Source organism: Parasaccharibacter sp. TMW 2.1891 (assembly GCF_023337675.1).
Lineage (GTDB): Bacteria > Pseudomonadota > Alphaproteobacteria > Acetobacterales > Acetobacteraceae > Bombella > Bombella apis.
In genome coordinates this window covers 194,073-215,792 of the sequence record NZ_QORT01000003.1, presented here as the reverse complement: position 1 = coordinate 215,792, position 21,720 = coordinate 194,073, and the positions used below count along the sequence as shown (strand labels likewise).

Genomic DNA, 21,720 nt, shown 5'->3' with positions numbered 1-21,720 from the left:
GCGGCCCGTCCACTTTTCTTCCCGTCACTGGTAACATCTGATACAGCCTACGAATTAGTTTCGTCACCTGTTGAGGAGAGCATCCAATGGCGCATTCCCCCCGCAAGGGCAGTCCGGCCCGCTGGGCGGCTGTCATTCTGCCGCCACTCTGTCTGGGTGGCCTGCTGGCCTGGACGGCCGACATTTTCAGTCCGGCCGCCATATCTCCTTCCCACTTCATGCAGCGCTTCCATAATGCTGGGGCTCCGGGTGATGGCTTCCGCCGTGCTCATGCCAAAGGCATGTGTACCACCGGCTGGTTTGATCCCTCTCCAGAGGGACGGGCCCTGTCCCGTTCCGGCATCTTCAGGGGCGAGCATCTGCCTGTCATGGGGCGTTTCTCACTGGCTCCGCCACTGCCGTATCTGCCGGACAATCCCGCCGTGGCCCGCAGCCTTTCCATGCAGATACGCTCCCCATCCGGTGATGACTGGCGGCTGGCGCTGGTAGATGCCCCTCTCCAGTCCATGCGGGATATTGCCGATGCTTACGCTTTCTTCGGAGCCGCAAAGCTGGACCCTGCCACCCACAGGCCCGACCCTGTGGCCGTTCAGGCCTATGCAGCCCAGCGCCCCTGGCTGAAAACGGCTTTTGAACAGGCAAAAGCCCACAAGCAGACATCCGACCTGACCAACGACACATACAACAGCCTCGACAGCTTCATCCTGACAGATGAAGCCGGAAAAAAGACAGCCGTCCGCTGGGCTGCCGTGGCGCAGGAACCCTTCAGCCCGGCTGACGGCAATGGCGCCAATGATGGCAACTATCTCTTCAAACGGCTGGTCCAGACGCTGGATCAACGGCCCCTCCGCTGGGACATCGTTGCCACGGTGGCCCGTGAAGGAGACCCGGTCAACGACTCCAGCCAACCATGGGACAATGCGGACCAGAAGGTAACGGTCGGCACGGTGACCTTCACGAAGGCCTACAGCGAGGATGAAAGCCCCTGTGGCCCCATGGTGTTCGACCCCACCATCCTGCCTGACGGAATCAGCGCCTCGGACGACCCGCTGCTGGCCCTGCGCTCGTCAGTCTACATGAGGTCCTATGCAACCCGGTCTGCCGAGCACAAAGCACCCAGCATGGTCACGCCGGGCGATGTTGCCAATCCGACCCTCACACAAGACGAGAAGGGCCAGTAACCCATGTCTTTTCCACAGAATACAGGCCATGCTACGCCCTTCCCCCGCCTCTCCATCCTGCTGCACTGGGTGATGGCGGTCCTCATCATCGTCATGCTCTTTGTCGGGCTGGTCATGGCGCATGACTCCACCATCCACTATGCTGGTCTCTTCACGCTGCATCGCACGGTGGGGTTCCTGCTCCTGCTGCTGGTGGTCATCCGGCTTGTCAACCGGTTTGCCAACCACACACCTGCCCTGCCAATGGACATGCCCAGCCCCATGAAGCTGGCCGCCCATGTCTCCCATATCCTGCTTTATGGCTTCATGATCGCCCTGCCGCTGGTCGGCTGGGCCATGCTCTCGGCTGGCGGATACCCGATCACCCTGTGGGGGGGCTGCCACATCCCGCCGCTCATGGGCTTCCATCCCCATCTGTGGGGTGTCCTGCGCTGCCTGCACAGTCTTCTGGCCTATGGGCTGATCCTGCTCATTCTCGCCCATATCGGAGCGGCCCTGCTGCACGGCATCATCCGGCGGGACGGTGTCATGGGCTCCATGCTGGGGCGATAAAAACCTCCAGACACGAAAAAAGGCGGCTCCATGATGGAGCCGCCTTTTTCATGACCAAAGATACGGGCCAGCCCGTTCTTCAGAACGGAGAGTCAATGTCCATGACATTGACGAGCTTGTGGTTCACGAATTCCTTGATCCCAAGGCTCATAAGTTCACGCCCATAACCGGAGCGGGCAATACCGCCGAAAGGCAGTTCCGCTTTGGTCGTGGTCGGGTGGTTGATGAACACCATGCCGGTACGGATCTTGGACGCCACACGAACTGCCCGGGCTTCATCCCTGGAGAAGATGGCGCCACCCAGACCATACGGAGAGTCATTGGCGATGCGAACGGCATCGTTCTCATCCTTGGCACGATAAAGCTGGGAAACCGGGCCAAAGAACTCCCAATGACGGGCCTCATTGTTCTCATCCAGTTCCGTCAGAACAACCGGCTGGAAAAACGCCCCCTGGTTAGGCACGGCTACAGGAATGGTCTCAGCCTTCGCTCCCTGCTTGACGGCTTTCTCCACCATTTCACGCAGATCATCCGCAGCCTGCTGGGAAGAAAGAGGAGCGAAATTGGTGTTCGGGTCCAAAGGATCCCCGGCCCTCAGCTCGGCAATGCCCTTCTTGTACAGTTCCACAAAGCGGTCATAAAGGCTGTCCACCACAATGATGCGCTTGGCAGAGACACAGACCTGACCGGCATTCCAGTGGCGGCCGAACACGGCCCATTTAACGGTCTTCTCAAGGTCGGCATCATCCAGAACGATGAAGGCATCGCTGCCCCCCAGCTCCATGGTCGCCTTCTTGAGAGCCTTGCCAGCAGCACCAGCCACGATGGACCCGGCCCGCTCGGACCCTGTCAACGCCACACCACAGGTACGGGGATCATCCAGCACCATCTCCGTGAATTTGTGCGGCATGTAGATATTCTGGAACAGCCCCTTCGGTGCGCCCGCTTCTTCAACCAGCTCCTGACAGGCAGCAGCACACTGCGGCAGGTTGCCTGCATGTTTCAGAAGGACCGCATTACCGGCAGAAAGCTGTGGCGCCACAATGCGCAGCACCTGATAATACGGGAAGTTCCAGGGTTCGATGGCCAGCACGATGCCCTGCGGCTCATACACCAGCTTGGCACGCCCCATCTTGGGGTCGGAGAGCTTCAGGTCTTCCGGCTTCAGCAGCTCTGCCAGGTTCTCGGCATAATATTCGCAGATCTGGGCAGACAGGATGGCCTCGGCCTTCCCTTCGGCCAGCACCTTGCCCATCTCCAGCGCAGCCAGACGGGCCAGCTTCTCCGCATCACGGCGCAGCAGGGCACCGATGTTCTTCATGAGCTTGGCGCGCTCTTCAAAGCTGGTTTCCCGCCATGCTTCGTAAGCCTCATGTCCCCGGGCCAGGGCGGCCTGAACGTCCTGTTCCGTTGCTTCCGGAAACTCTTTGACAACTTCATTCGTATAAGGATTAACAGTGGCAAATGCCATGATACACCTCGTTCTTCCCGGGTCCCTGCAGCGGAACCTGGGTGTGATATGGACAGTGTTGAATCACTGCCCAAAGGCCGGCTGGGGAGCAACAACACGGACCATTGCCGCCCCCCAACCAGATATTGGAACCTTACAAACTTCTTTCCAGAACTTTGCGGCTGATTTCTGACGTAATGTCCTGATGTTCACCAAGAGTTGTCATGCCATGCTCTTCCAGCTGGGCAATGATGGGATCAATACCAGCACGGTCAATGTCGTAGGCAGAGAGACGGACCGGAATCTCCAGCCCTTCAAAGAAAGCTTCGATACGGGCGATGGCGGCATCGATGCGCTCATCCTCCGTGCCTTCCGTCAGCCCCAGAACACGGGCGGCATATTGCAGCAGCTTGGCACGCTTCTGCTCCCGACGCTCCTTCAGCATGGCCGGGAAGACGATGGCCAGCGTGCGGGCATGGTCGATCCCGTATTTCGCCGTCAGCTCATGGCCGATGGCATGGGTGGCCCAGTCCTGCTTCACGCCAGCCCCGATGAGACCATTCAGGGCCTGTGTTGCCACCCACATCAGATTGGCACGCAGGTCGTAGTCATCAGCAGGAGCACTGGTGATGCGCTGGCCAATCTCATGCAGGCTCAGCAGCAGGCCCTCAGCGTAGCGATCCTGCACCATCGCATCCTGCGGCAGGGTCATGTACGCTTCCATCACGTGGACGAAGGAATCCGCCACACCATTGGCCACCTGCCGGGGCGGCAGGCTGAAAGTGCGGGTCGGGTCCAGAATGGAAAAGACCGGGAAGACGTGCGGGTTCGAGAAAGCCAGCTTGTCGCCCGTCTCCTTGCGGGAGATCACGGCAATGCTGTTCATCTCCGACCCGGTAGCGGGCAGTGTCACGACCGTTCCCAGCGGCAGGGCCTGCTGGACCGTCTCACCCTGCTTCAGCAGGATTTCCCACGGTTCGCCCTGATACGGCACGGCAGCAGCAACGAATTTCGTGCCATCCATGACGGAACCGCCACCAACAGCCAGAAGGAAATTCACCTTCTCCTTGCGGGCGACCTCGACAGCCTTCATGAGCGTCTCGTAAGTCGGGTTGGCCTCAATCCCGCCGAATTCGCAGAATGTCCGCTGCCCCAATGCCTTGCGGACTTCACCCAGCGTACCGCTCTTCTCGGCGCTGGCACCACCATAGAGGACAAGAACCCGGGCCTGCTGGTCGATCTGCTCATCCAGCCTGGCAATCATCCCTTTGCCAAAAAGGATTTTTGTCGGGTTATAGAATTCAAAATTATCCATGCTGTCCTCCTTGCCGCTCTTTCAGACCAGATCACATAATAGACCGGTCATCTTTAACGGCCATGTGAGATACCATTCTCTCCCTGGTCCCAAAGCCTTTAGGGAATCGGCCCTGAGCCTTCATCGGGAACACTCAATAAATAGACCGGTCATCTCGAAAATGAAAGACCCTTCCCGAAAAAAACTTTCCTGCTTCGAAAAAAGACAGGAAACCGGGATGACTCAGACTGTCACAAGATGACGGGTCGCCTCGAAAGCCTCCTCGAACGGAGCCTGCTGGTGCGTGACCTTGACCAGCAGAGTGGCTCCGAGCCACGTCTGATACACGGAAGACGCCAGATACCGGGCGGGCAGCGCCTTCGTGATGGAGCCATCCTTCTGCCCCTCCTCGACGATACGGGCCAGACAGTCCACGATCCGGGTCGTGCCTTCGGCAAGGATCAGCCGCATCCTCTCCGAAAGATCGGACACCTCCGCCGCCAGCTTGACGACAAGACATTTCTCATTGAGGCAGCCATCCTGCTGGGCATCCACCCAGCACTGGCAATACAGAGACAGTTTCTCAAACCCGGTCCTGCCCGTCTGCGCAATGAGAGCTTCCAGCTTGACCAGATACTGCTCGTTGTAAAGCTCCAGAAGGGCAGCCCCGAAATGCTCTTTCGACTCGAAATAATGATAGAACGAGCCTTTGGGGATACCAGCTGCCTCCAGAATCTGGCTCAGCCCCACGGCAGAAAACCCCCGCAGCCCAATGAGAGGGCGGGCAGATTCCAGAATACGCCGACGGGCCTGCTCATGCTTTTCTGCAACTGTCATGCTGTAACCCTATCAGGAAAGACCTGTTCTGTCCACAAAGAATAGACCGGTCATTCTATTTTTGGTGCCCTCCAGATCAGATGGACGCTCCCCCGGAAGGCAGGTTATCCTGCCCCCCCTATCAAGGACCAGACGACGCCCCGGCACCACATCATGCTCCCTCTTTCCTCCTCCCTGATGCCTCCCGGCCCCCCGTGGCACTACTGGCGGGCAGGCCATCCTGACGTGAAAGAAATGAGCATGGCCCGGGGCACCACGCTCGCCTTGCCGCTGCATTTCCATCAGGAAGACCAGCTGGCCTTCATCCTCTCCGGCTGTCGCCATTTTCTCATCGCTGGCCAGCCCGTCCACCTCACGGCGGGGCAGGCCCTGCTCATTCCTGCGGGTACGCCCCACGTTTCGCAGGATGCCGATCCAGCCCGTGTCGGGCAGACACTCTGCCTGAACCTCTATCTCACGCCCGGTCTCCCTCTGGACCAGGCAGACTGCGCCGCCCTCATCCAGCACTGCCTTGGTGACCATCCGTCCCATGTCCATCTGGCCGCCCCACCACGCCTTCCCCTGCCCATGCAGGACATGTCGCTCACGACGTCCATCCAGAGTCTTGCCCAACAGGCCAACATGAGCCGGGAGGCCTATTCCCGCCGTTTCCAGCGTCATTACGGCTTATCACCACAGACATTCCGCCTGCTCCAGCAGCTCAACCATGTGAAAACGCAGCTGCGGGCCGGTGTCGGCAGCCTTCAGGCCGCCATGGAGGCAGGCTTTGCCGACCAGAGCCACATGGGCCGCCTCTTCCGCCGGACATTCGGCACGACACCGGGCCGGTACCGGGCAGGCCCCCTGCCCCGCTGAAACCACGGCCTGTCACATTCCTTCTATACGGCGCAGCCTTTTTCCCGCCATCATGGCCGGGACCGTACACGGAAAGGACAGACCATGACATTTTCCTTCACGGGGCTGAGTGCCTTCCCCATCACCCCCATGCACCAGGACGCACCCGATGAGGCCCGCTTCGCCGCACTGATCGCCCGGCTGGTCGAGGCAAAAGTCGATTCCATCGGTGCCCTCGGTTCCACCGGCAGCTATGCCTTCCTGACCCGGAACGAACGGGAAAAGATCACCCGACTGGCTGTCAGCCACGCTGGCACGACGCCGGTTCTTGTCAGCATCGGGGCCATCAACCTGCGGGACACGCTGCTGCTGGCCGAAGATGCCCAGAAAGCCGGTGTCAAAGCCCTGCTGCTGCCCCCGATGAGTTACTTCCCCCTGCGGGACGAAGAGGTCTTCACCCTGTATGAAACGGTGAGCCGCCATGTGTCCGTGCCGCTGGTCGTCTATGACACCCCCGGCACGACACAGTTCCATTTCTCCGATACCCTGATGCAGCGCATCTGCCAGCTGCCGCAGGTCCGTTCCATCAAGCTCCCCAGCGGCTCCCCCACGGCAGAAGAGGCTGCCGCCCGGATGAAACGCCTGCTGCCTGCCCTGCCTGACAGCACCTCCCCCGGCATCAGCGGTGATCCGACCGCCGCCGGTGCCCTGATGCAGGGCGCCCGCATCTGGTACTCCGAATGGGGTGGCCTGTTCCCCCGTCTGGCCCGCCGGCTGACGGATGCGGCCCTGACTGGCCAGAGAGAGGATGTAGCCCGCATCGAGGCCATCTTCGCCCCCTTCTGGGAGATGAGTGCCCGTTATGGTGGCTCCCTGCGTGTGATCGCCTCTGCGGCGACGATCATGGGGCTGGCTGGACCCGGTGCGCTCCCCCGTCCGCTCCAGGGCGTGTCCCCGCAGGATGCGAAAAAACTTGCCACGCTGATCGACACCCACCAGCCGGGCTGATCCAGCAGGATGGGCCTCTGATCCCTGGGTCAAGGCCCATCATTTCCGGGACAGCAGGGCTTGGAGATGAGGCAAACTATGGTAGCGTCTGACACGATGTGTCCCATATTTCTTCTTCCGTGATGTTTGCCATGCATTTTTCTGCCTCAAGCCCTTCACCGCTCCGATGGAGCACCAAAATCCATTTTTGCCGGTACAGCCTCTGCACCGGGCTCATGAGTCTGATACTGGGTATTTCAGCCCCCACCCTGGCACAGGCCGCCTCTGCTGACTGCGTCCCCCTGAAAGCCCTCCAGCCCCCACAGGCCAATACAACCGCACCACACAAACCTTTCTTCATCGACACATCCGGCCTGAGTGGCTCTGGCGCCATGCCGATACATGATCCACATGATCCACTTTATCCTGAAGCCATTGACCTGCCCGACAACGCCCTGCCGCCTGTGGATAAAACAGGCAACTACATTCTTGGCACCTCCCACACACTCCCTGCACAGTGGCAGAACATACAGCTCCCGGAGGGGCGGATCATCAGCTTCACGCTGGCCTCATCCCCGACCAGTGGCTACAGCCCCGGCACTGTACGGGATGACCCGGTCCCCTGCACCACCAGCACAGGGGAAGCAGGCATGGTGCATGTCTCCACAAGCGTGCCGGGCGATCCATCCAATCTGACCGTTCCCGGAGCTCACCCGGCCCCATGGACCCGCACGGTGGATGTCTATATCCCCCCCAACACGCCGACCGACCGCCCCCTTCCCTTTCTCATCTTTGGTGATGGCAGCAATAATGGCCTCTATCCAGGACGGGATCTTTTCGCCATGGTGGACGGGCTGCTGAAAGAAAAACGTATTCCTCCCATGATTGTCATTGGCGTTGGAGCCGGGGGTGGCGACGCCCAAGGCAGTGAACGGGGACGGGAATATGACACCATGTCCGGCGCTTATGCCGACTGGGTAGAGGCGCATGTCCTCCCTCTTGTGGAGAAGAAGGCCAGCCTCACTCTCTCCCGCAACCCGGAGGAACGGGCCACCATGGGGTTCAGCTCCAGTGGGGCAGCGGCCTTTGCCATGGCCTGGTTCCGGCCCAACCTCTATCACCGGGTGCTGGCCTACTCTCCTTCGCTGGTCAACCAGCAATGGCCGCACGACCCCGCCCTGCCCGGCGGGGGATGGCAGCTTCACTCCCCATGGGCCGGAACACCGGAAGCCGTACCCCCCCATCCCGGTGCGGCGCTCATCCCGGCGGCACCACTGGCCCCGCTGCACATCTGGTACGAAGTAGGCGACCAGGACCTGTTCTACCCCGTTCCGTCCATGCCTGATGGCATGCATGACTGGGTGCTGGCTGGGGAAAACATGGCCCGCGTGCTGGCCGACAAGGGCTATGATTACCAATTTGTCTTTGCCCGCAATGCCCGGCATGTGGATGGCCCCACCATCGAACAGACCCTTCCCGAAGCTCTGGAATGGCTCTGGCGACCACATATGCCACCAACCACCCCATGACCCACCGGCGAACAGTTCGGTACAGGCCAGTGATGGCGGTCTGGCACCGAGTTTGTCCCCGCGTAGGCGGGGAACAGGGTCGCAGGCGTCGAGCTCGGTGATGATGATCCGGTTCATCCCCGCGTAGGCGGGGAACAGAATGTTCACCAATACCAAACACGACTGTCTTTCGGTTCATCCCCGCGTAGGCGGGGAACAGCTCTTGATACAATTTTGGCGAAGCAAGGGGAGCGGTTCATCCCCGCGTAGGCGGGGAACAGGCACTACTGGGCAGCGTGGGGAGATTTGTCAACGGTTCATCCCCGCGTAGGCGGGGAACAGGCCGGGCGATGGCAACTGAAAAAATCACCGTCCGGTTCATCCCCGCGTAGGCGGGGAACAGGCTCTCTGTCTTGGCTGGATGGCGTCCATCGACGGTTCATCCCCGCGTAGGCGGGGAACAGGGGCAGGACACACCCTCCACCAATGCCATCGACGGTTCATCCCCGCGTAGGCGGGGAACAGTGGCACAACCTTGGCCGGGACTATCTGAAAGGCGGTTCATCCCCGCGTAGGCGGGGAACAGCATATCGGTCCGGTGAAAATCTGACAAATGAGCGGTTCATCCCCGCGTAGGCGGGGAACAGCAAAGAGCCGCCCGGATTTACCCGCCGGGCGGCGGTTCATCCCCGCGTAGGCGGGGAACAGTACCCACTGATAGAGGCTCTGCGGGAGCCGATCGGTTCATCCCCGCGTAGGCGGGGAACAGACTTCCTGTAACCATTTGTATTATAAGTCTTTTTTAATTGTCAAAGAACTTACCGAATTAAATATAATTTTAATGACCTCGCCGAGGCAAGTCCTCTCCGGCCCTTACAGAAGAAAGTTGAGACGCTGAACAGCCAAAAACCACTCCAGCAAATTTTATCCACAAGATTGACAGCAAACATGAAAAAGGGAGGCCGGAGCCTCCCTTTCTCTACACACAATCAATTTTCAACGGCTCATCGCCTCATCACACGGGCAGGCTGGCCAGAACACCCTTCTGACGGATCAGCTCCCGATCACGCACAATCTCCTGCTTAATCTCTGGAGTCAGAAGATCACGCCAGCTGTCGAAAGCAGGCAGACCGATGGAAGCCTCAAAATCATCAGAGGCAGCAATGTTCAACTGTTCTGCCGTCAGGAACGGCTCCTGAAGCGCAATTTTCTCGCCTTTTTCATTCCTGCCCCGCAGCAGCTCCAGCAGGAGGGCCATGCAGTACACGATACGGGTCCGCTCCCGGCCACCCTCCAGCACGGCACGCACTGTTTCCGTCCAGAACACCTGCGCCTTGGATGTTGCATCCGAGGCAATACGGGCTACCTGGTCTGCCATGGCAGCGTTGGAGAAGCGGGTCAGAAGTGTCGCCTTATATTTATGCAGGTCCACACCCGGCGGAGCCTTCAGTGTGGGGATCACATCCTTTTCCAGAACAGAATCCACAAACTTATGCACACGTGGTTCACCCAGAACCTGGTCCACAAGTTCCAGATTCAGCAACATGCCCGCAGCACTGAGAATGAGATGGCTGGAATTGAGCATACGGATCTTGGCATGTTCATAGGCACTGACCTGATCGGTAAACTCCACCCCGACCTTATCAAAGGCGGGACGACCTGCCGCAAATTTATCCTCAATCACCCACTGGATGAAATCCTCGGACAGAAGCGGCTGGAGATCGTCCAATCCGCTGCGCTCATTCAGCTTGGCTTTACCCTCATCAGAGACAGACGGCGTGATGCGGTCCACCATCGCATTGGGGAAGGTCACGTTCTGATCGATCCACTCGGCAAGGTCCGCATCCACAGCCCGGGCATACCCGACAAACGCCTTGCGAGACACATCGCCATTATGCCGCAGATTGTCGCAGGACATGACAGTCAGACCACCATGACCCGCCTCACGGCGGCGGCGCAGCCCTTCCACCACGAAACCGAAGATGGTGCTGGGCTTTTTCGGGTTGGCAAGGTCCTCCTGCACGGCAGGCAGAGACGTACGGAACTCCCCTGTTGTCTCGTCAATATTGTAGCCGCCTTCCGTGATGGTCATGGAGACGATCTTCGTGGCCTTGTCCGCCAGAAGGGCGAGAACCGTCTCCGGCTCATCAGGCGCCTGGAGATAATCCCTCAAACATCCCATGACACGGATCTCCGCCTTGCCATCAGCGGCAATCTCCGTCAGAGAGTACAGCCCCTCCTGTGCCCGAAACTCTTCGGCCTTCCTGTCGGAGTTCCCACCGGAGCGCAGCCCGACACCTGTGATGCCCCAATGCTGCTGGTCCGGCAGGGCCAGAACACGGTCCACATAGTATCCCAGATGGGCTCGGAAGAAATTGCCCACCCCGAAATGCACAATGCCTGACGTCACCTTGCGGACGTCATAAGCAGGACCAGCCACCTTCTGCGGCAGGGATTTCAGGCTGTCATATGTCAGCATAACAGGTCTCCAGCAGGATCATGAACAAAACGGGCGGGAGCGTGGCTCCGGCCTCCAGCAGGCAAGGATGTCTCAGCCCTTGCGATGCTCTTCCTGTGCAGCGATGATTTTCTTGAGCAGCGGCACGAACTCATCAAGATGGGCAATACGCAGCAGGCCCGGCCAGGACGGGGCAGGCTTGTCAAGGTCACGCAGCAGCACGCAGGCCATACCGGCACGGCGGGCAGCCTCGACCCCGGCATCCGAATCTTCCAGCACCAGGCAATGCGCCGGATCAACCCCTTCCTGCTTCGCCCCGTGCAGGTAGATATCCGGGCGAGGCTTGGGCATGTTCAGGTCACGGCCGGAATGGATGCGCTCTTCCTTCAGAATCTTGTCCAACCCTGTGCTGGAAAATTTGGCCTCCATCTCTGCCTCGGAAGAGTTGGAGCCAACACGGATCGGCAGGCGAATCTCGTTGACGACATCACGCAGCATCTTCGTGGCACCGGGTACTTCCTTCGCCTTCTTCCGCATCATCTCCACAATGCGGTCCTGCATGATCATGTCCCAGTTGTCCGGGAGCTTGTCACCTGTCTTCTCGGCGATCATCTCACCAATCTTGGCCAGCTCACCACCACCGAAGAGCTTGTTGCCTTCTTCATCACTGATGTCCCAGCCATGGCTGCGGGCATCTTCGGACATGAGCGCTGTGGAGAGATGCTCCCCCCCTACCAGCACGCCGTCACAGTCAAAAAGGATCATATCAAGGCGCCCCGTGGGCAGCACCGCAGCAGGGGCCTGATCGGGGATCGGAAAATTCGTGTGCTTGCTCATGAATACTCCTTGTTTGCCTGACCTGATTCGGTCTCCGAAAAATTCGATGTCTGTTCTGTTTCCTCAAGGGTAACAGGCAGGAAAAAGATCGCAACATCTTGAAAAGATATTAATGCCCCTTATAGCCTTGCATACAAAGGTGCATCTCCCTTACACGGCAGCAGGGGGACACCCGCTGCCCCCTCTTCCCCATAGCAAGGTTCTCCCCGATGCTTCACCAACTCTTTCCGAATCTGGCTCTCAACATCTGGATGTTCCTGAAGCTGGTCACCGGCTTCGCCATCATCATTGCTTATCTCAACATCTCTGGCCGCAGCCAGGTCTCCCAGATGAACGCCATCGACCTCGTCGGCAACTTCATCCTCGGCGGACTCGTTGGCGGCGTCCTTTATACGACCAACATATCCTTCCATGAATATGTCATCGCCCTGCTCATCGGGGTTGGTATCCTGCTCACCCTGACACGCTTCTGCAGAAAAATCAACATGTTCAGAAACGTGACCATCGGCAGGCAGATTCCGATCATCAAGGATGGCCGCTTCCTCATGGAGAACATCCGTGACAAGAACAACAAGATCGACATGCTCAACATTGCCTCCCAGCTCAACATCCAGGGTATTTATTCCTTTGATGATGTTTACTTTGCCCAGATCGAGCCGAGCGGCGCCATTACTGCCATCACGGACAAGAAAAAACTCCCTGCACTGATCGTCTATTATGACGGGGTTGTCCGTGCTGATGACCTTGAAGATGTTGGCCTCTCCGAAGAAGCCCTTATGGAAGACATGAAAAAGCGGAACATCGAAAAACTGGAGGACATCTTCCTGGCAGAGATCAAGGATGGCCAGTTCCGTTACGTGCTCATGGATGGTAACGTCATCCCGCACACACGGCATGATGACCGGGATGGTGCACCAAAAAAGGCTCCTCACAGCCCCGGTGCGGCAGCGGCCCTGGCCAACGGCCTGACAAGCCCGCAGAAGGGCGGCTGATCAGAACAGCCAGTCCCAGAAATTTTCCCACCAGCCGCCCTTGAGCCTGTCCCGACAGGCATCATACTGCTGCTGATACTGCCGGGCACGGTGGCCCACCTTGCGGGCCACCGTCACCAGCCAGCCCTTGCTGGCGTAAGTCCGGCGACGATACCCCGTCCATCCCTCATGATAAGCCAGATACTGCCTCGTGGCGTCCGTGACGGGGATGCCATCCACCTTCCGGCTGTTGGTGATATACCAGTTCATGAAATTGAGAGCGTCGGCATAATCTGTCCGGCTGCCACCGGCGCCAGTCTGCCGCTGGTAATCACGCCATATCTCGTTCTTGGCCTGGGCATAGCCGTAAGCCGTACTGATATGCCCCCACGGAATGATCCAGAGTATGTAGGTCCGTCTGGTCCGTGCATTGGCCCGGAAACTTGATTCCTGATTCATGATGGCCATGGGAACGGATGCAGGAATGTGCCATTTGGCCTCCTGCCGCATGGCTGTGTGATACCAGCTGCGTTTTTCCTGAAAAATGTCGCAGATATTATTGGGATGCTGCGGGGGCGTTGCCGCACACCCAGCCAACAGGCCTCCCGCCGCAACCAGCACGGCACCAGCCTGCACCCGCCACCTTACGGCACGCCTGCTCCCCGTTCCGCCCATGTCCCACCCGTTCCCTGCCTGCTGCCTGCCTGTCCTGCACGACCCGATGGCACCCACCGGACCGTGCCTCATGAAAGGACAGGATCAGAACGGAATCTCGTCATCCAGCGCCTGATCACCCTGCCCGGAAGAACTGTCCCAGCCAGCACCGCCACCGAAGTTGCCACCCTGCTGACCACGACCACCGGCACCGCCACGGCCCGCCGGAGCGGACCCGCCACCAGCCCAGTTGCTGCCGCCATCACCATAACCACCGTCATAACCATCATCACCATAGCCGCCGCCGTCACCACCGCCACGCTGGCTGTCCAGCAGGACAAGATTGCCACGGAAGCGATCGATCACAACCTCGGTCGTGTATTTCTCCACGCCCTGCTGGTCCGTCCACTTGCGGGTACGCAGCTCGCCTTCGATATAAACCTTGCGGCCCTTGCGCAGATAACGTTCCGCCACATCACCGACACGCTCGTTGAAAATGACGACACGGTGCCATTCCGTACGGTCACGCCGCTCTCCTGTATTGCGGTCGTTCCACGTATCGCTGGTAGCGATAGCCAGATTGACGATCTTGCTGCCGGACTGGGTGTTCCGGACCTCCGGGTCACGCCCAAGATTTCCCACCAGAATGACCTTGTTTACGCTACCTGCCATGCGTTTTTTCCACTTCTCTCAAGAACTTTTCATTGCCACGGTTCGATTCTGGCACCGTGTACCCATATTGCCTATATTGCACAGATGGACCGCCCATGCATCCATACCTGCCACAAAGGCCGTAATGAGGACATAGCGTGACAGACACAGCCCGCCCTGCCAGCACAAGCCACATCATCGTCCGTGGTGCCCGTACGCACAACCTGCGGAACGTCAACGTCACCATCCCCCGGGACAGGCTGACCGTGCTGACGGGCCTTTCCGGCTCCGGCAAGTCCTCCCTCGCCTTCGACACCATCTATGCCGAAGGGCAACGTCGCTATGTGGAGAGCCTCTCCGCCTATGCCCGCCAGTTTCTGGAACTGATGGGCAAGCCGGATGTTGATTCCATCGAGGGCCTCTCCCCGGCCATTTCCATTGAGCAGAAAACAACCTCCCGCAATCCACGCTCGACGGTCGGCACGATCACCGAAATTCACGACTACATGCGCCTGCTCTGGGCACGGGCGGGTGTTCCCTACTCCCCGGCTACCGGCCTGCCCATCGAGGCCCAGAGCATCAGCCAGATGGTGGACCGTGTGATGGCCATGCCCGCCGGCACACGGCTCATGCTGCTGGCCCCGGTCGTGCGGGACCGCAAGGGCGACTGTGCGAAGGAACTGGCCGAGCTGACCCGCCGTGGCTTCGCCCGTGTACGCATTGATGGCACGCTCTACGAGATCGGCGACGCCCCGAAGCTGAACCGCAAGACACGCCACAACGTGGATGTCGTGGTAGACCGTGTGGTGCTGAAGGACGGTGTGGAAACCCGGCTGGCCGACAGTTTTGAAACCGCCCTGGACCTCTCGGACGGCCTGGCCTCTGTCGAGGAAGTCCTCCGCAGCGGGGAAGACCGTGAGCCGCTGAAGGCTTCCTTCTCCTCCCGCTATTCCTGCCCGGAATCCGGCTTCATGCTGGAAAGTGTGGAACCCCGCCTCTTCTCCTTCAACGCCCCGATGGGAGCCTGCCCGACCTGTGACGGGCTGGGTACGGAAACGCATTTCGACCCCAACCTCATCATCCCCGATGACAGCCTGACCCTGCGGGAAGGCGCCATTGCCCCGTGGCGGAATGAGCAGGACCCGCTCTTTGACCAGACCCTCGCCGCCCTGGCCCGCCATTGCGAGGAAACGCTGGACACCCCATGGAACAGGCTGAAGGACAGTTCACGCCAGTTCCTCCTGCATGGCGGGCCGGAAGCCGTCAGCATCCCCTATCAGGATGGCAAGGGGAAGACACACACCATCCACCGGCCTTTCGAAGGCATCATCAGCCATCTGCAACGCCGTCTGGCGCAGAGCAGTAGCGTCCATGTCCGGGAGGCCCTGGGCCGGTACCAGTCCGCCATGCCCTGCCCGGCCTGTCACGGTGCCCGCCTGCGGCCGGAAGCCCTCTGCGTGAAGGTCAATGACAGCAACATTGCCGAGGCCTCTGACCTGACCATCAGCGAGGCCCTTGCCTGGTTCAGCACCGTGGAGGCCAGCCTGACACCCCAGCGGGCCGAGATCGCCCGGCGCATCCTCAAGGAAATCACCGAGCGGCTGCATTTCCTCGACCGTGTGGGGCTGGACTATCTCACCCTCTCCCGCAGTTCCGGCACGCTCTCCGGCGGGGAGAGCCAGCGCATCCGGCTGGCTTCGCAGATCGGCTCCGGCCTGACGGGCGTCCTCTACGTGCTGGATGAGCCCTCCATCGGGCTGCACCAGCGGGACAATGCCCGCCTGCTCACCATGCTGGAGCGGCTGAGGAATCTCGGCAATACCGTCCTTGTCGTGGAACATGACGAGGATGCCATCCGGCAGGCGGACTACCTCATCGACATGGGGCCGGGAGCCGGAACACAGGGCGGGCACGTCATCGCCTGCGGCACGCCGGAAGAGGTCGCCCAGAATCCCGACAGTCTGACGGGCGCATGGCTGGCTGGCCGCCGGGGCATCCCCGTCCCCGCCACCCGCCGCAAGAGCAGACGCTGGGTGAGCATCCACGGGGCAAAGGGAAACAACCTCAAGAATGTCAGCGTGAAGTTCCCGCTCGGCACCTTCATCGCCGTGACGGGAGTTTCCGGCAGCGGCAAGTCCACACTCATCACCGACACCTTCTACAAGGGGCTGGCCCGGCAGATCATGAAGTCCGCTGCCGTCCCCCTCCCTTATGGACGGCTGGAAGGCACCGAGCAGCTCGACAAGATCATCGAGATCGACCAGTCCCCCATCGGGCGGACACCCCGCTCCAACCCCGCCACCTATACGGACCTCTTCGCCCCCATCCGGGACTGGTTCGCCGAACTGCCGGAGGCCAAGGCACGGGGCTACAAGCCGGGACGTTTCTCCTTCAACGTCAAGGGAGGGCGCTGCGAGGCCTGCCAGGGTGACGGCGTGCTGAAGATCGAAATGCACTTCCTGCCGGATGTGTTCGTCACCTGCGATACCTGCAAAGGGGCCCGCTACAACCGGGAAACGCTGGAGATCAAGTTCAAGGGCAAATCCATTGCCGACGTTCTGGCCATGACAGTGGACGAGGCCGTGCCATTCTTCAGTGCCGTGCCCCGCATTGCGGACCGTCTCTCCATCCTCCAGCAGGTGGGGCTGGGCTATGTGGCCCTCGGCCAGCAGGCCACCACCCTCTCCGGTGGTGAGGCCCAGCGTGTGAAGCTCGCCAAGGAACTTGCCCGCCGTGCCACGGGCCGGACCCTCTACGTGCTGGATGAACCCACCACCGGCCTGCATACCGAAGACGTCCACAAGCTGCTGAATGTCCTTCATGCCCTTGTGGAACAGGGCAATACGGTGCTGGTCATCGAGCACAACCTTGATCTCATCAAGACGGCGGACTGGGTGATCGATATCGGGCCGGAAGGCGGTGCAGGCGGTGGGCAGGTTGTCGCCACCGGCACGCCAGAAGACATTGCCGCCTGCAAGAAAAGCCATACCGGGCAGTTCCTCGCCCCCATGCTGGCCGCCGGGAAAACAGGCCCGGCACCAGCCACGCCGCAGCAGGGTACCGGCAGGGAAGGTGGCAGAAAAAAGAAATCCTGATATAGGATGTCGCTATGACGCCTTTTCTTGCCTGGCTCTTCCTGTTCGGGGCCATCCTGCTGGAGGTTCTGGCAACCAGCCTGCTCAACATCTCCAACGGGTTCCGCAGGCCCCTGCCCACCATCGGCTCGCTCCTGCTCTATGGAGCGGCCTTCTTCTGTCTGGCACAGGCCCTCAAATGCGTCCCTCTTGGCATCGCCTATGCCGTCTGGTGCGGGGTGGGGATCGTCTGCATCGTCCTCATCGGCGTGACCATCTTCCGTCAGCCTCTGTCCCTGACGGCCTATCTGGGCGTGGGGCTGATCATGCTGGGCACGCTGCTGGCCTGTCTCTCCGGTGGAGTCCGGCACTGACCCATGAAGGCTCTCTCCACCCACGGCCTGATGACCTCTGCCCTGTTCCGCTGGACGCCACTGCGCCTCCTCATGGTACTGGTCATGCTGCTGGGATTCGGGGCACAGACCCTTCTCACGGCCACCAGCCTGCCCGATGAAAACCCCCGGGCCGCCATCCTGCGGCTGACAGGCATCGACATCGCCCCCCGGCCAGAAGCCATCCCTGCCGCCATCATGCCGGGCATGGATCATGCCACCATGGGGCAGGGTGTGGAGCCACAGGCGCACTGCCATCCCCACAGCCCGACAGCACCATCAGCTCCCCTGCTGATGGACCATCATCATTCTGGCGGGCACCACCATCACGGGCTGGACTGTCCCCTCTGCCCCCTGCTGGACCATGTCCTGCTCGCACTGACCGTCCTTGCCGTCCTGCTGAGCTGCACCCGGCTGGCCCGCCAGATATGGCAGGCGGTTCCTCCCGCACAGGCACCGCCAGAACCGACCCGCCAGCGGCCACCGAGCCGTGGGCCACCCGTCACCATCCTGAGCCACGCATCCGCCTGACCGGCCCGGCCTGAAGAAGGCTGCGTGTCGGCCTTTCCGCATGTTTTCTTCAGAATGGATGACTCTTGTCTATTTTTCCCCGTTGCACGGGTGGACGTATCGTGCGTCCGGCCCTGACCACCCTGTTTCTGGGAGGTGTGATCCTGCCAGCCGGACAGGCCACCGCCCAGACCCTGCCAGCCTCCGGCTCCTCCCTCCCCGGCCCTGGGACCACGACCAGCCCCCCGGACAGGCCGCAGATGTCGCCCATCCGGCAGGTCCCCACCTCCCTGAAGCCTGGCCAGGCCCCAGCCTCCTCCAGCAACCGACCGGCTGAAGAGATCAGCGTCACAGCCATCCGACGCCCTTTCACGCAGGCAGCCGACACGGCGGCCCTGTTCCGGGACGTACCGGGTTACAGCAGCTACAGAACGGGCGGCATCGCCAGCCTGCCCGTTCTCAACGGCATGGCGGATGACCGGGTCGCCACATTCGTGGACGGAATGCCCCTGATGGCGGACTGCCCCAACCACATGAATCCTGCCCTCTCGCAGATCAGCCTAGATGAAGTGTCCCACAGCGTGGCCATTTCCGGGATCACGCCTGTCAGCCTCGGCGGAGACAGCACGGGGGGCACCATCTCCGTGGAACGGAAAGACCCGCAGTTCGCCCGGGAAGGCAACATCCTCGTGACAGGCGATGGAAGAGAAGACTGGCGCAGCAATGGCGGCGGCTCCGGTGCCGGTGGTTCCATCACGGTTGCCAATGACATGCTCAGCCTGCGCTACAGCGGCTCCTACACCCATGCCAGCGATTACACCGCCGGAGGGCGTGGCGGACGGGTTCTCTCCAGCAGCTATCTCAGCTTCAATCATGATGTGACGGCGGGCCTGAAACTGAAGAACCATCTCTTCAGCCTGACATTCGGACAGCAGGACACGCCCTACGAGGGTTTCCCCAACCAGTACATGGACGAGACCAACAACCGCTCCACCTTCGTGAACGGGAAATATGTAGGCACCTTCGGCTGGGGGACGCTGGAGGCCCGGGGCTACTGGCAGCGTGTGACCCATGCCATGAACATGCTGGCCGACAAGGGCGGCCACAGCGCCACGACCGGCATGCCCATGAACAGCGATGGCCGGACGGCAGGCTACAGTCTGGTCGCCACCATGCCGCTTGGGCGACGCCATCAGCTCAAGATCGGCAGTGCCTTCAGTCATGATGGCCTCAATGACTGGTGGCCGCCCGTCATGGGCAGCATGATGATGGGGCCGGGCACGTTCCACAGCCTGAACGGTGCCCATCGGGACCATCTTGGCCATTTCATCCAGTGGAATGCCCAATGGACGCCCCGCCTCTCCACCGAACTCGGCATGCGCAGCGACGTCATCATGATGAATACCGGCCCGGTCTCTCCCTATCAGGGCCTCTCCTCCATGAATGACATGGGAATGGGAGGAATGTCTGGCATGAACATGATGAGCATGGGCCACATGTCGGATATGGGCATGTCCGGCATGGGTATGTCTGGCATGAACATGGGCAGCACCAATCAGGCGGCCGCACGTGCCTTCAACAGTGCCCGCCGGGGCCGCACGGATGACAATTTCGATGTCACAGCCTTGGTGCGCTACAAGGCCAGTGCCTATCTGAACATTGAGGGCGGCTATGCCCGCAAGACACGCTCCCCCAACCTGTATGAACGCTATGGCTGGAGCCGGGACAGCATGACGGCCCGGATGATCAACTGGTTTGGTGATGGCAACGGCTATGTCGGCAACCTGAACCTGAAACCTGAAGTCGCCAACACCACCAGCGTGACATTCCGCTTCCACGATGCGGATGACCACCAGTGGGAGGCCATGATCCAGCCTTTCTACACCTACACGCACAATTACATGAACGTCGTGCGCATCGGTGCCCTGTCACGGGGTTTCAACCTGCTCCAGTTCGCCAACCACAATGCCCAGAGCTACGGCATCAACGCCTCTGGCCGGACGACCCTGTGGGACAATACACACTGGGGCACGGGGGAACTCTCCGCCACTCTGAACTGGGTGCGAGGGCAGGACTTCAAGACCCATTCGGGACTGTACCAGCAGATGCCGCTCAACGGGACCATCCGCCTGCATGAGCATTTCGGCCCGTGGCACGGCATGGCGGAAGTCGTGCTTGTCAAAGCCAAACATACGGTGGACTGGGTCCGCAACGAGCCCCGGACACCCGGCTATGCGCTGTTCAATCTCGGAGCCGGGTATCACTGGTCCCGCTATCTTCAGCTGGATGTGAGCCTCGACAACCTGCTGAACCAGCGTTACGCCCTGCCGCTGGGGGGCCGGGCCGTCAGCACGGCGGGCAGCCCTCCCGGGGCTGTTCTGGGCATGGGCCGGTCCGTCAACCTGACCCTGCGGGAACATTTCTGAACAAGATGGAGGCGTCACCCCATTTCGGGGGACGCCTTTTCCACGGCAGACCGGGGCTGAAAAGCCGGTCAGCCCTGCGCCTCATCCCCCAGATGGGCCTGTCCCCGTTCTGCCGCCAGCTGCGCCTGACGCTGGCGTTCACGATAACGCTGCCGCTGGGCATCCGTTCTCTGCCCGTAACAATGCGGGCAGCTCACGCCTTCCTCATACTGGGGCGACTCCTTGTCTTCCGCACTGATGGGCGCACGGCAGGCATGGCAGAGGTCATACCTGCCCAGTTTCAGCCCATGCCCGACCGAGACACGCTGGTCGAACACGAAACATTCGCCATCCCACAGGCTTTCTTCCTCTGGAATCTCTTCCAGATATTTCAGGATGCCGCCTTTCAGATGGTACACATCCTCCACCCCTTCCTGCCGGGCAAAGGCGGTAGATTTTTCGCACCGTATGCCCCCCGTGCAGAACATGGCGATCTTCGGCGTGCGGCCCTGTGCCTCCACCTCTTTCCGCCAGGTGCGGAACCACTCCGGGAAGGCACGAAATGTCTTCAGGTTCGGGTCCACGGCACCCCGGAAAGTGCCGATGGCCACCTCATAGTCGTTGCGTGTGTCCATCACGACCGTATCAGGGTCAGAGATCAGGGCATTCCAGTCCTTCGGCTCGACATAACGGCCAACGCAGACATGGGGGTCAATGTCCGGCTGCCCCATCGTGACGATCTCTTTCTTCAGCCGCACTTTCATCCGCAGGAAGGGCATCGTCTTCGCCCGGGACTTCTTGTAATCGAACCCGGCACAGCCCGGCAGGCTGTCGATGTAGGCCAGTACGGCATCGACGCCTGCATCAGGCCCGGCGATCGTGCCATTGATGCCCTCACGGGCCAGCAGCAGGCTGCCTTTCACGCCCTCCTTCTGGCACAGCTCCAGAAGGGGCTGGCGCAGGGACTTGTGATCCTCAAACGCCGTGAAATGATAGAGGGCGGCCACGCAGACCGGCAGGGATGTATCTGTCATCAGTCAACCATTCTCGCAAAGAAGGAACCTGACCGCCCTTCTAGCAGGCTGACCAGCAGATGGCACCCTCCGGCAGACAGGAGACGCTGCC

General features: G+C 60.6%; 18 protein-coding genes and 1 CRISPR repeat array. Of the genes, 10 read left to right on the top strand and 8 right to left on the bottom strand.

The window, feature by feature from the left end; translation table 11 throughout:
* Positions 1–86 precede the first annotated feature (86 nt).
* Both DTJ15_RS08125 and DTJ15_RS08120 read left to right on the top strand, forming a co-directional pair.
* The gene (locus DTJ15_RS08125; protein ID WP_249109810.1) at positions 87–1,181 is read left to right on the top strand and encodes a catalase; all 1,095 of its coding nucleotides are present in this window, start codon (positions 87–89) and stop codon (positions 1,179–1,181) included.
* Positions 1,182–1,184: 3 nt separating this feature from the next.
* The gene (locus tag DTJ15_RS08120) at positions 1,185–1,733 is read left to right on the top strand and encodes a cytochrome b (RefSeq protein WP_081562920.1); all 549 of its coding nucleotides are present in this window, start codon (positions 1,185–1,187) and stop codon (positions 1,731–1,733) included.
* A gap of 79 nt (positions 1,734–1,812) precedes the next feature.
* Here the strand turns inward: DTJ15_RS08120 and DTJ15_RS08115 are convergent, their stop codons facing one another.
* From DTJ15_RS08115 to DTJ15_RS08105, 3 genes are all read right to left on the bottom strand, one after another.
* Positions 1,813–3,204 carry an NAD-dependent succinate-semialdehyde dehydrogenase gene (locus DTJ15_RS08115; protein ID WP_043558965.1) on the bottom strand — a complete coding sequence of 464 codons (1,392 nt, stop codon included), beginning with the start codon at positions 3,202–3,204 and terminating at the stop codon, positions 1,813–1,815.
* Between the two features lie 133 nt (positions 3,205–3,337).
* Positions 3,338–4,498, bottom strand: coding sequence for an iron-containing alcohol dehydrogenase (locus tag DTJ15_RS08110; RefSeq protein ID WP_081562922.1), 1,161 nt, complete (start codon positions 4,496–4,498; stop codon positions 3,338–3,340).
* Positions 4,499–4,720: 222 nt separating this feature from the next.
* Positions 4,721–5,314, bottom strand: a complete 594-nt coding sequence (locus DTJ15_RS08105) for a TetR/AcrR family transcriptional regulator (protein ID WP_043558971.1) — start codon at positions 5,312–5,314, stop codon at positions 4,721–4,723.
* Between the two features lie 153 nt (positions 5,315–5,467).
* Here DTJ15_RS08105 and DTJ15_RS08100 point away from each other — a divergent pair, with 153 nt between their 5' ends.
* The 3 genes from DTJ15_RS08100 to DTJ15_RS08090 all read left to right on the top strand — a co-directional run bounded on the left by DTJ15_RS08100 (position 5,468) and on the right by DTJ15_RS08090 (position 8,664).
* Positions 5,468–6,169: an AraC family transcriptional regulator gene (locus DTJ15_RS08100; protein ID WP_249109809.1), complete on the top strand. Its 702-nt coding sequence runs from the start codon at positions 5,468–5,470 to the stop codon at positions 6,167–6,169.
* 84 nt (positions 6,170–6,253) lie between these two features.
* Complete coding sequence (locus tag DTJ15_RS08095) at positions 6,254–7,156, top strand: dihydrodipicolinate synthase family protein (RefSeq protein ID WP_249109808.1); 903 nt, start codon at positions 6,254–6,256, stop codon at positions 7,154–7,156.
* 215 nt (positions 7,157–7,371) lie between these two features.
* Positions 7,372–8,664: an esterase family protein gene (locus DTJ15_RS08090; RefSeq protein WP_249079864.1), complete on the top strand. Its 1,293-nt coding sequence runs from the start codon at positions 7,372–7,374 to the stop codon at positions 8,662–8,664.
* Between the two features lie 48 nt (positions 8,665–8,712).
* Positions 8,713–9,412: a CRISPR direct-repeat array (repeat unit 29 nt; unit sequence CGGTTCATCCCCGCGTAGGCGGGGAACAG).
* Positions 9,413–9,658: 246 nt separating this feature from the next.
* Here the strand turns inward: DTJ15_RS08090 and DTJ15_RS08085 are convergent.
* Entirely contained in the window at positions 9,659–11,122 is a 1,464-nt protein-coding gene (locus DTJ15_RS08085; RefSeq protein ID WP_081562377.1) for a mannitol dehydrogenase family protein, read from the bottom strand.
* A gap of 72 nt (positions 11,123–11,194) precedes the next feature.
* Positions 11,195–11,866 carry an HAD family phosphatase gene (locus DTJ15_RS08080; RefSeq protein WP_052348991.1) on the bottom strand — a complete coding sequence of 224 codons (672 nt, stop codon included), beginning with the start codon at positions 11,864–11,866 and terminating at the stop codon, positions 11,195–11,197.
* A gap of 281 nt (positions 11,867–12,147) precedes the next feature.
* Between DTJ15_RS08080 and DTJ15_RS08075 the strand changes: the two genes are divergently transcribed.
* Positions 12,148–12,930, top strand: coding sequence for a DUF421 domain-containing protein (locus tag DTJ15_RS08075; RefSeq protein ID WP_081562378.1), 783 nt, complete (start codon positions 12,148–12,150; stop codon positions 12,928–12,930).
* On the opposite strand, the gene DTJ15_RS08070 is transcribed toward DTJ15_RS08075, so the two are convergent.
* Both DTJ15_RS08070 and ssb read right to left on the bottom strand, forming a co-directional pair.
* Positions 12,931–13,584: a hypothetical protein gene (locus DTJ15_RS08070; RefSeq protein ID WP_219811875.1), complete on the bottom strand. Its 654-nt coding sequence runs from the start codon at positions 13,582–13,584 to the stop codon at positions 12,931–12,933. It abuts the gene before it with no gap.
* 84 nt (positions 13,585–13,668) lie between these two features.
* Positions 13,669–14,235, bottom strand: a complete 567-nt coding sequence (gene ssb, locus DTJ15_RS08065; RefSeq protein WP_043558983.1) for a single-stranded DNA-binding protein — start codon at positions 14,233–14,235, stop codon at positions 13,669–13,671.
* 137 nt (positions 14,236–14,372) lie between these two features.
* On the opposite strand from ssb, the gene uvrA reads away from it, so the two are divergent.
* From uvrA to DTJ15_RS08045, 4 genes are all read left to right on the top strand, one after another.
* Positions 14,373–17,309, top strand: a complete 2,937-nt coding sequence (gene uvrA, locus DTJ15_RS08060) for an excinuclease ABC subunit UvrA (RefSeq protein ID WP_081562379.1) — start codon at positions 14,373–14,375, stop codon at positions 17,307–17,309.
* A gap of 14 nt (positions 17,310–17,323) precedes the next feature.
* Positions 17,324–17,662: a multidrug efflux SMR transporter gene (locus DTJ15_RS08055; RefSeq protein WP_043558985.1), complete on the top strand. Its 339-nt coding sequence runs from the start codon at positions 17,324–17,326 to the stop codon at positions 17,660–17,662.
* A 3-nt stretch (positions 17,663–17,665) separates the two neighbouring features.
* On the top strand, positions 17,666–18,211 hold the full coding sequence (locus tag DTJ15_RS08050) for a DUF2946 family protein (protein WP_249109806.1): 546 nt from the start codon (positions 17,666–17,668) through the stop codon (positions 18,209–18,211).
* A 239-nt stretch (positions 18,212–18,450) separates the two neighbouring features.
* The gene (locus DTJ15_RS08045) at positions 18,451–20,616 is read left to right on the top strand and encodes a TonB-dependent receptor (protein WP_408902177.1); all 2,166 of its coding nucleotides are present in this window, start codon (positions 18,451–18,453) and stop codon (positions 20,614–20,616) included.
* 68 nt (positions 20,617–20,684) lie between these two features.
* On the opposite strand, the gene DTJ15_RS08040 is transcribed toward DTJ15_RS08045, so the two are convergent.
* The gene (locus DTJ15_RS08040; protein ID WP_249109803.1) at positions 20,685–21,629 is read right to left on the bottom strand and encodes a rhodanese-related sulfurtransferase; all 945 of its coding nucleotides are present in this window, start codon (positions 21,627–21,629) and stop codon (positions 20,685–20,687) included.
* Positions 21,630–21,720 lie beyond the last annotated feature (91 nt).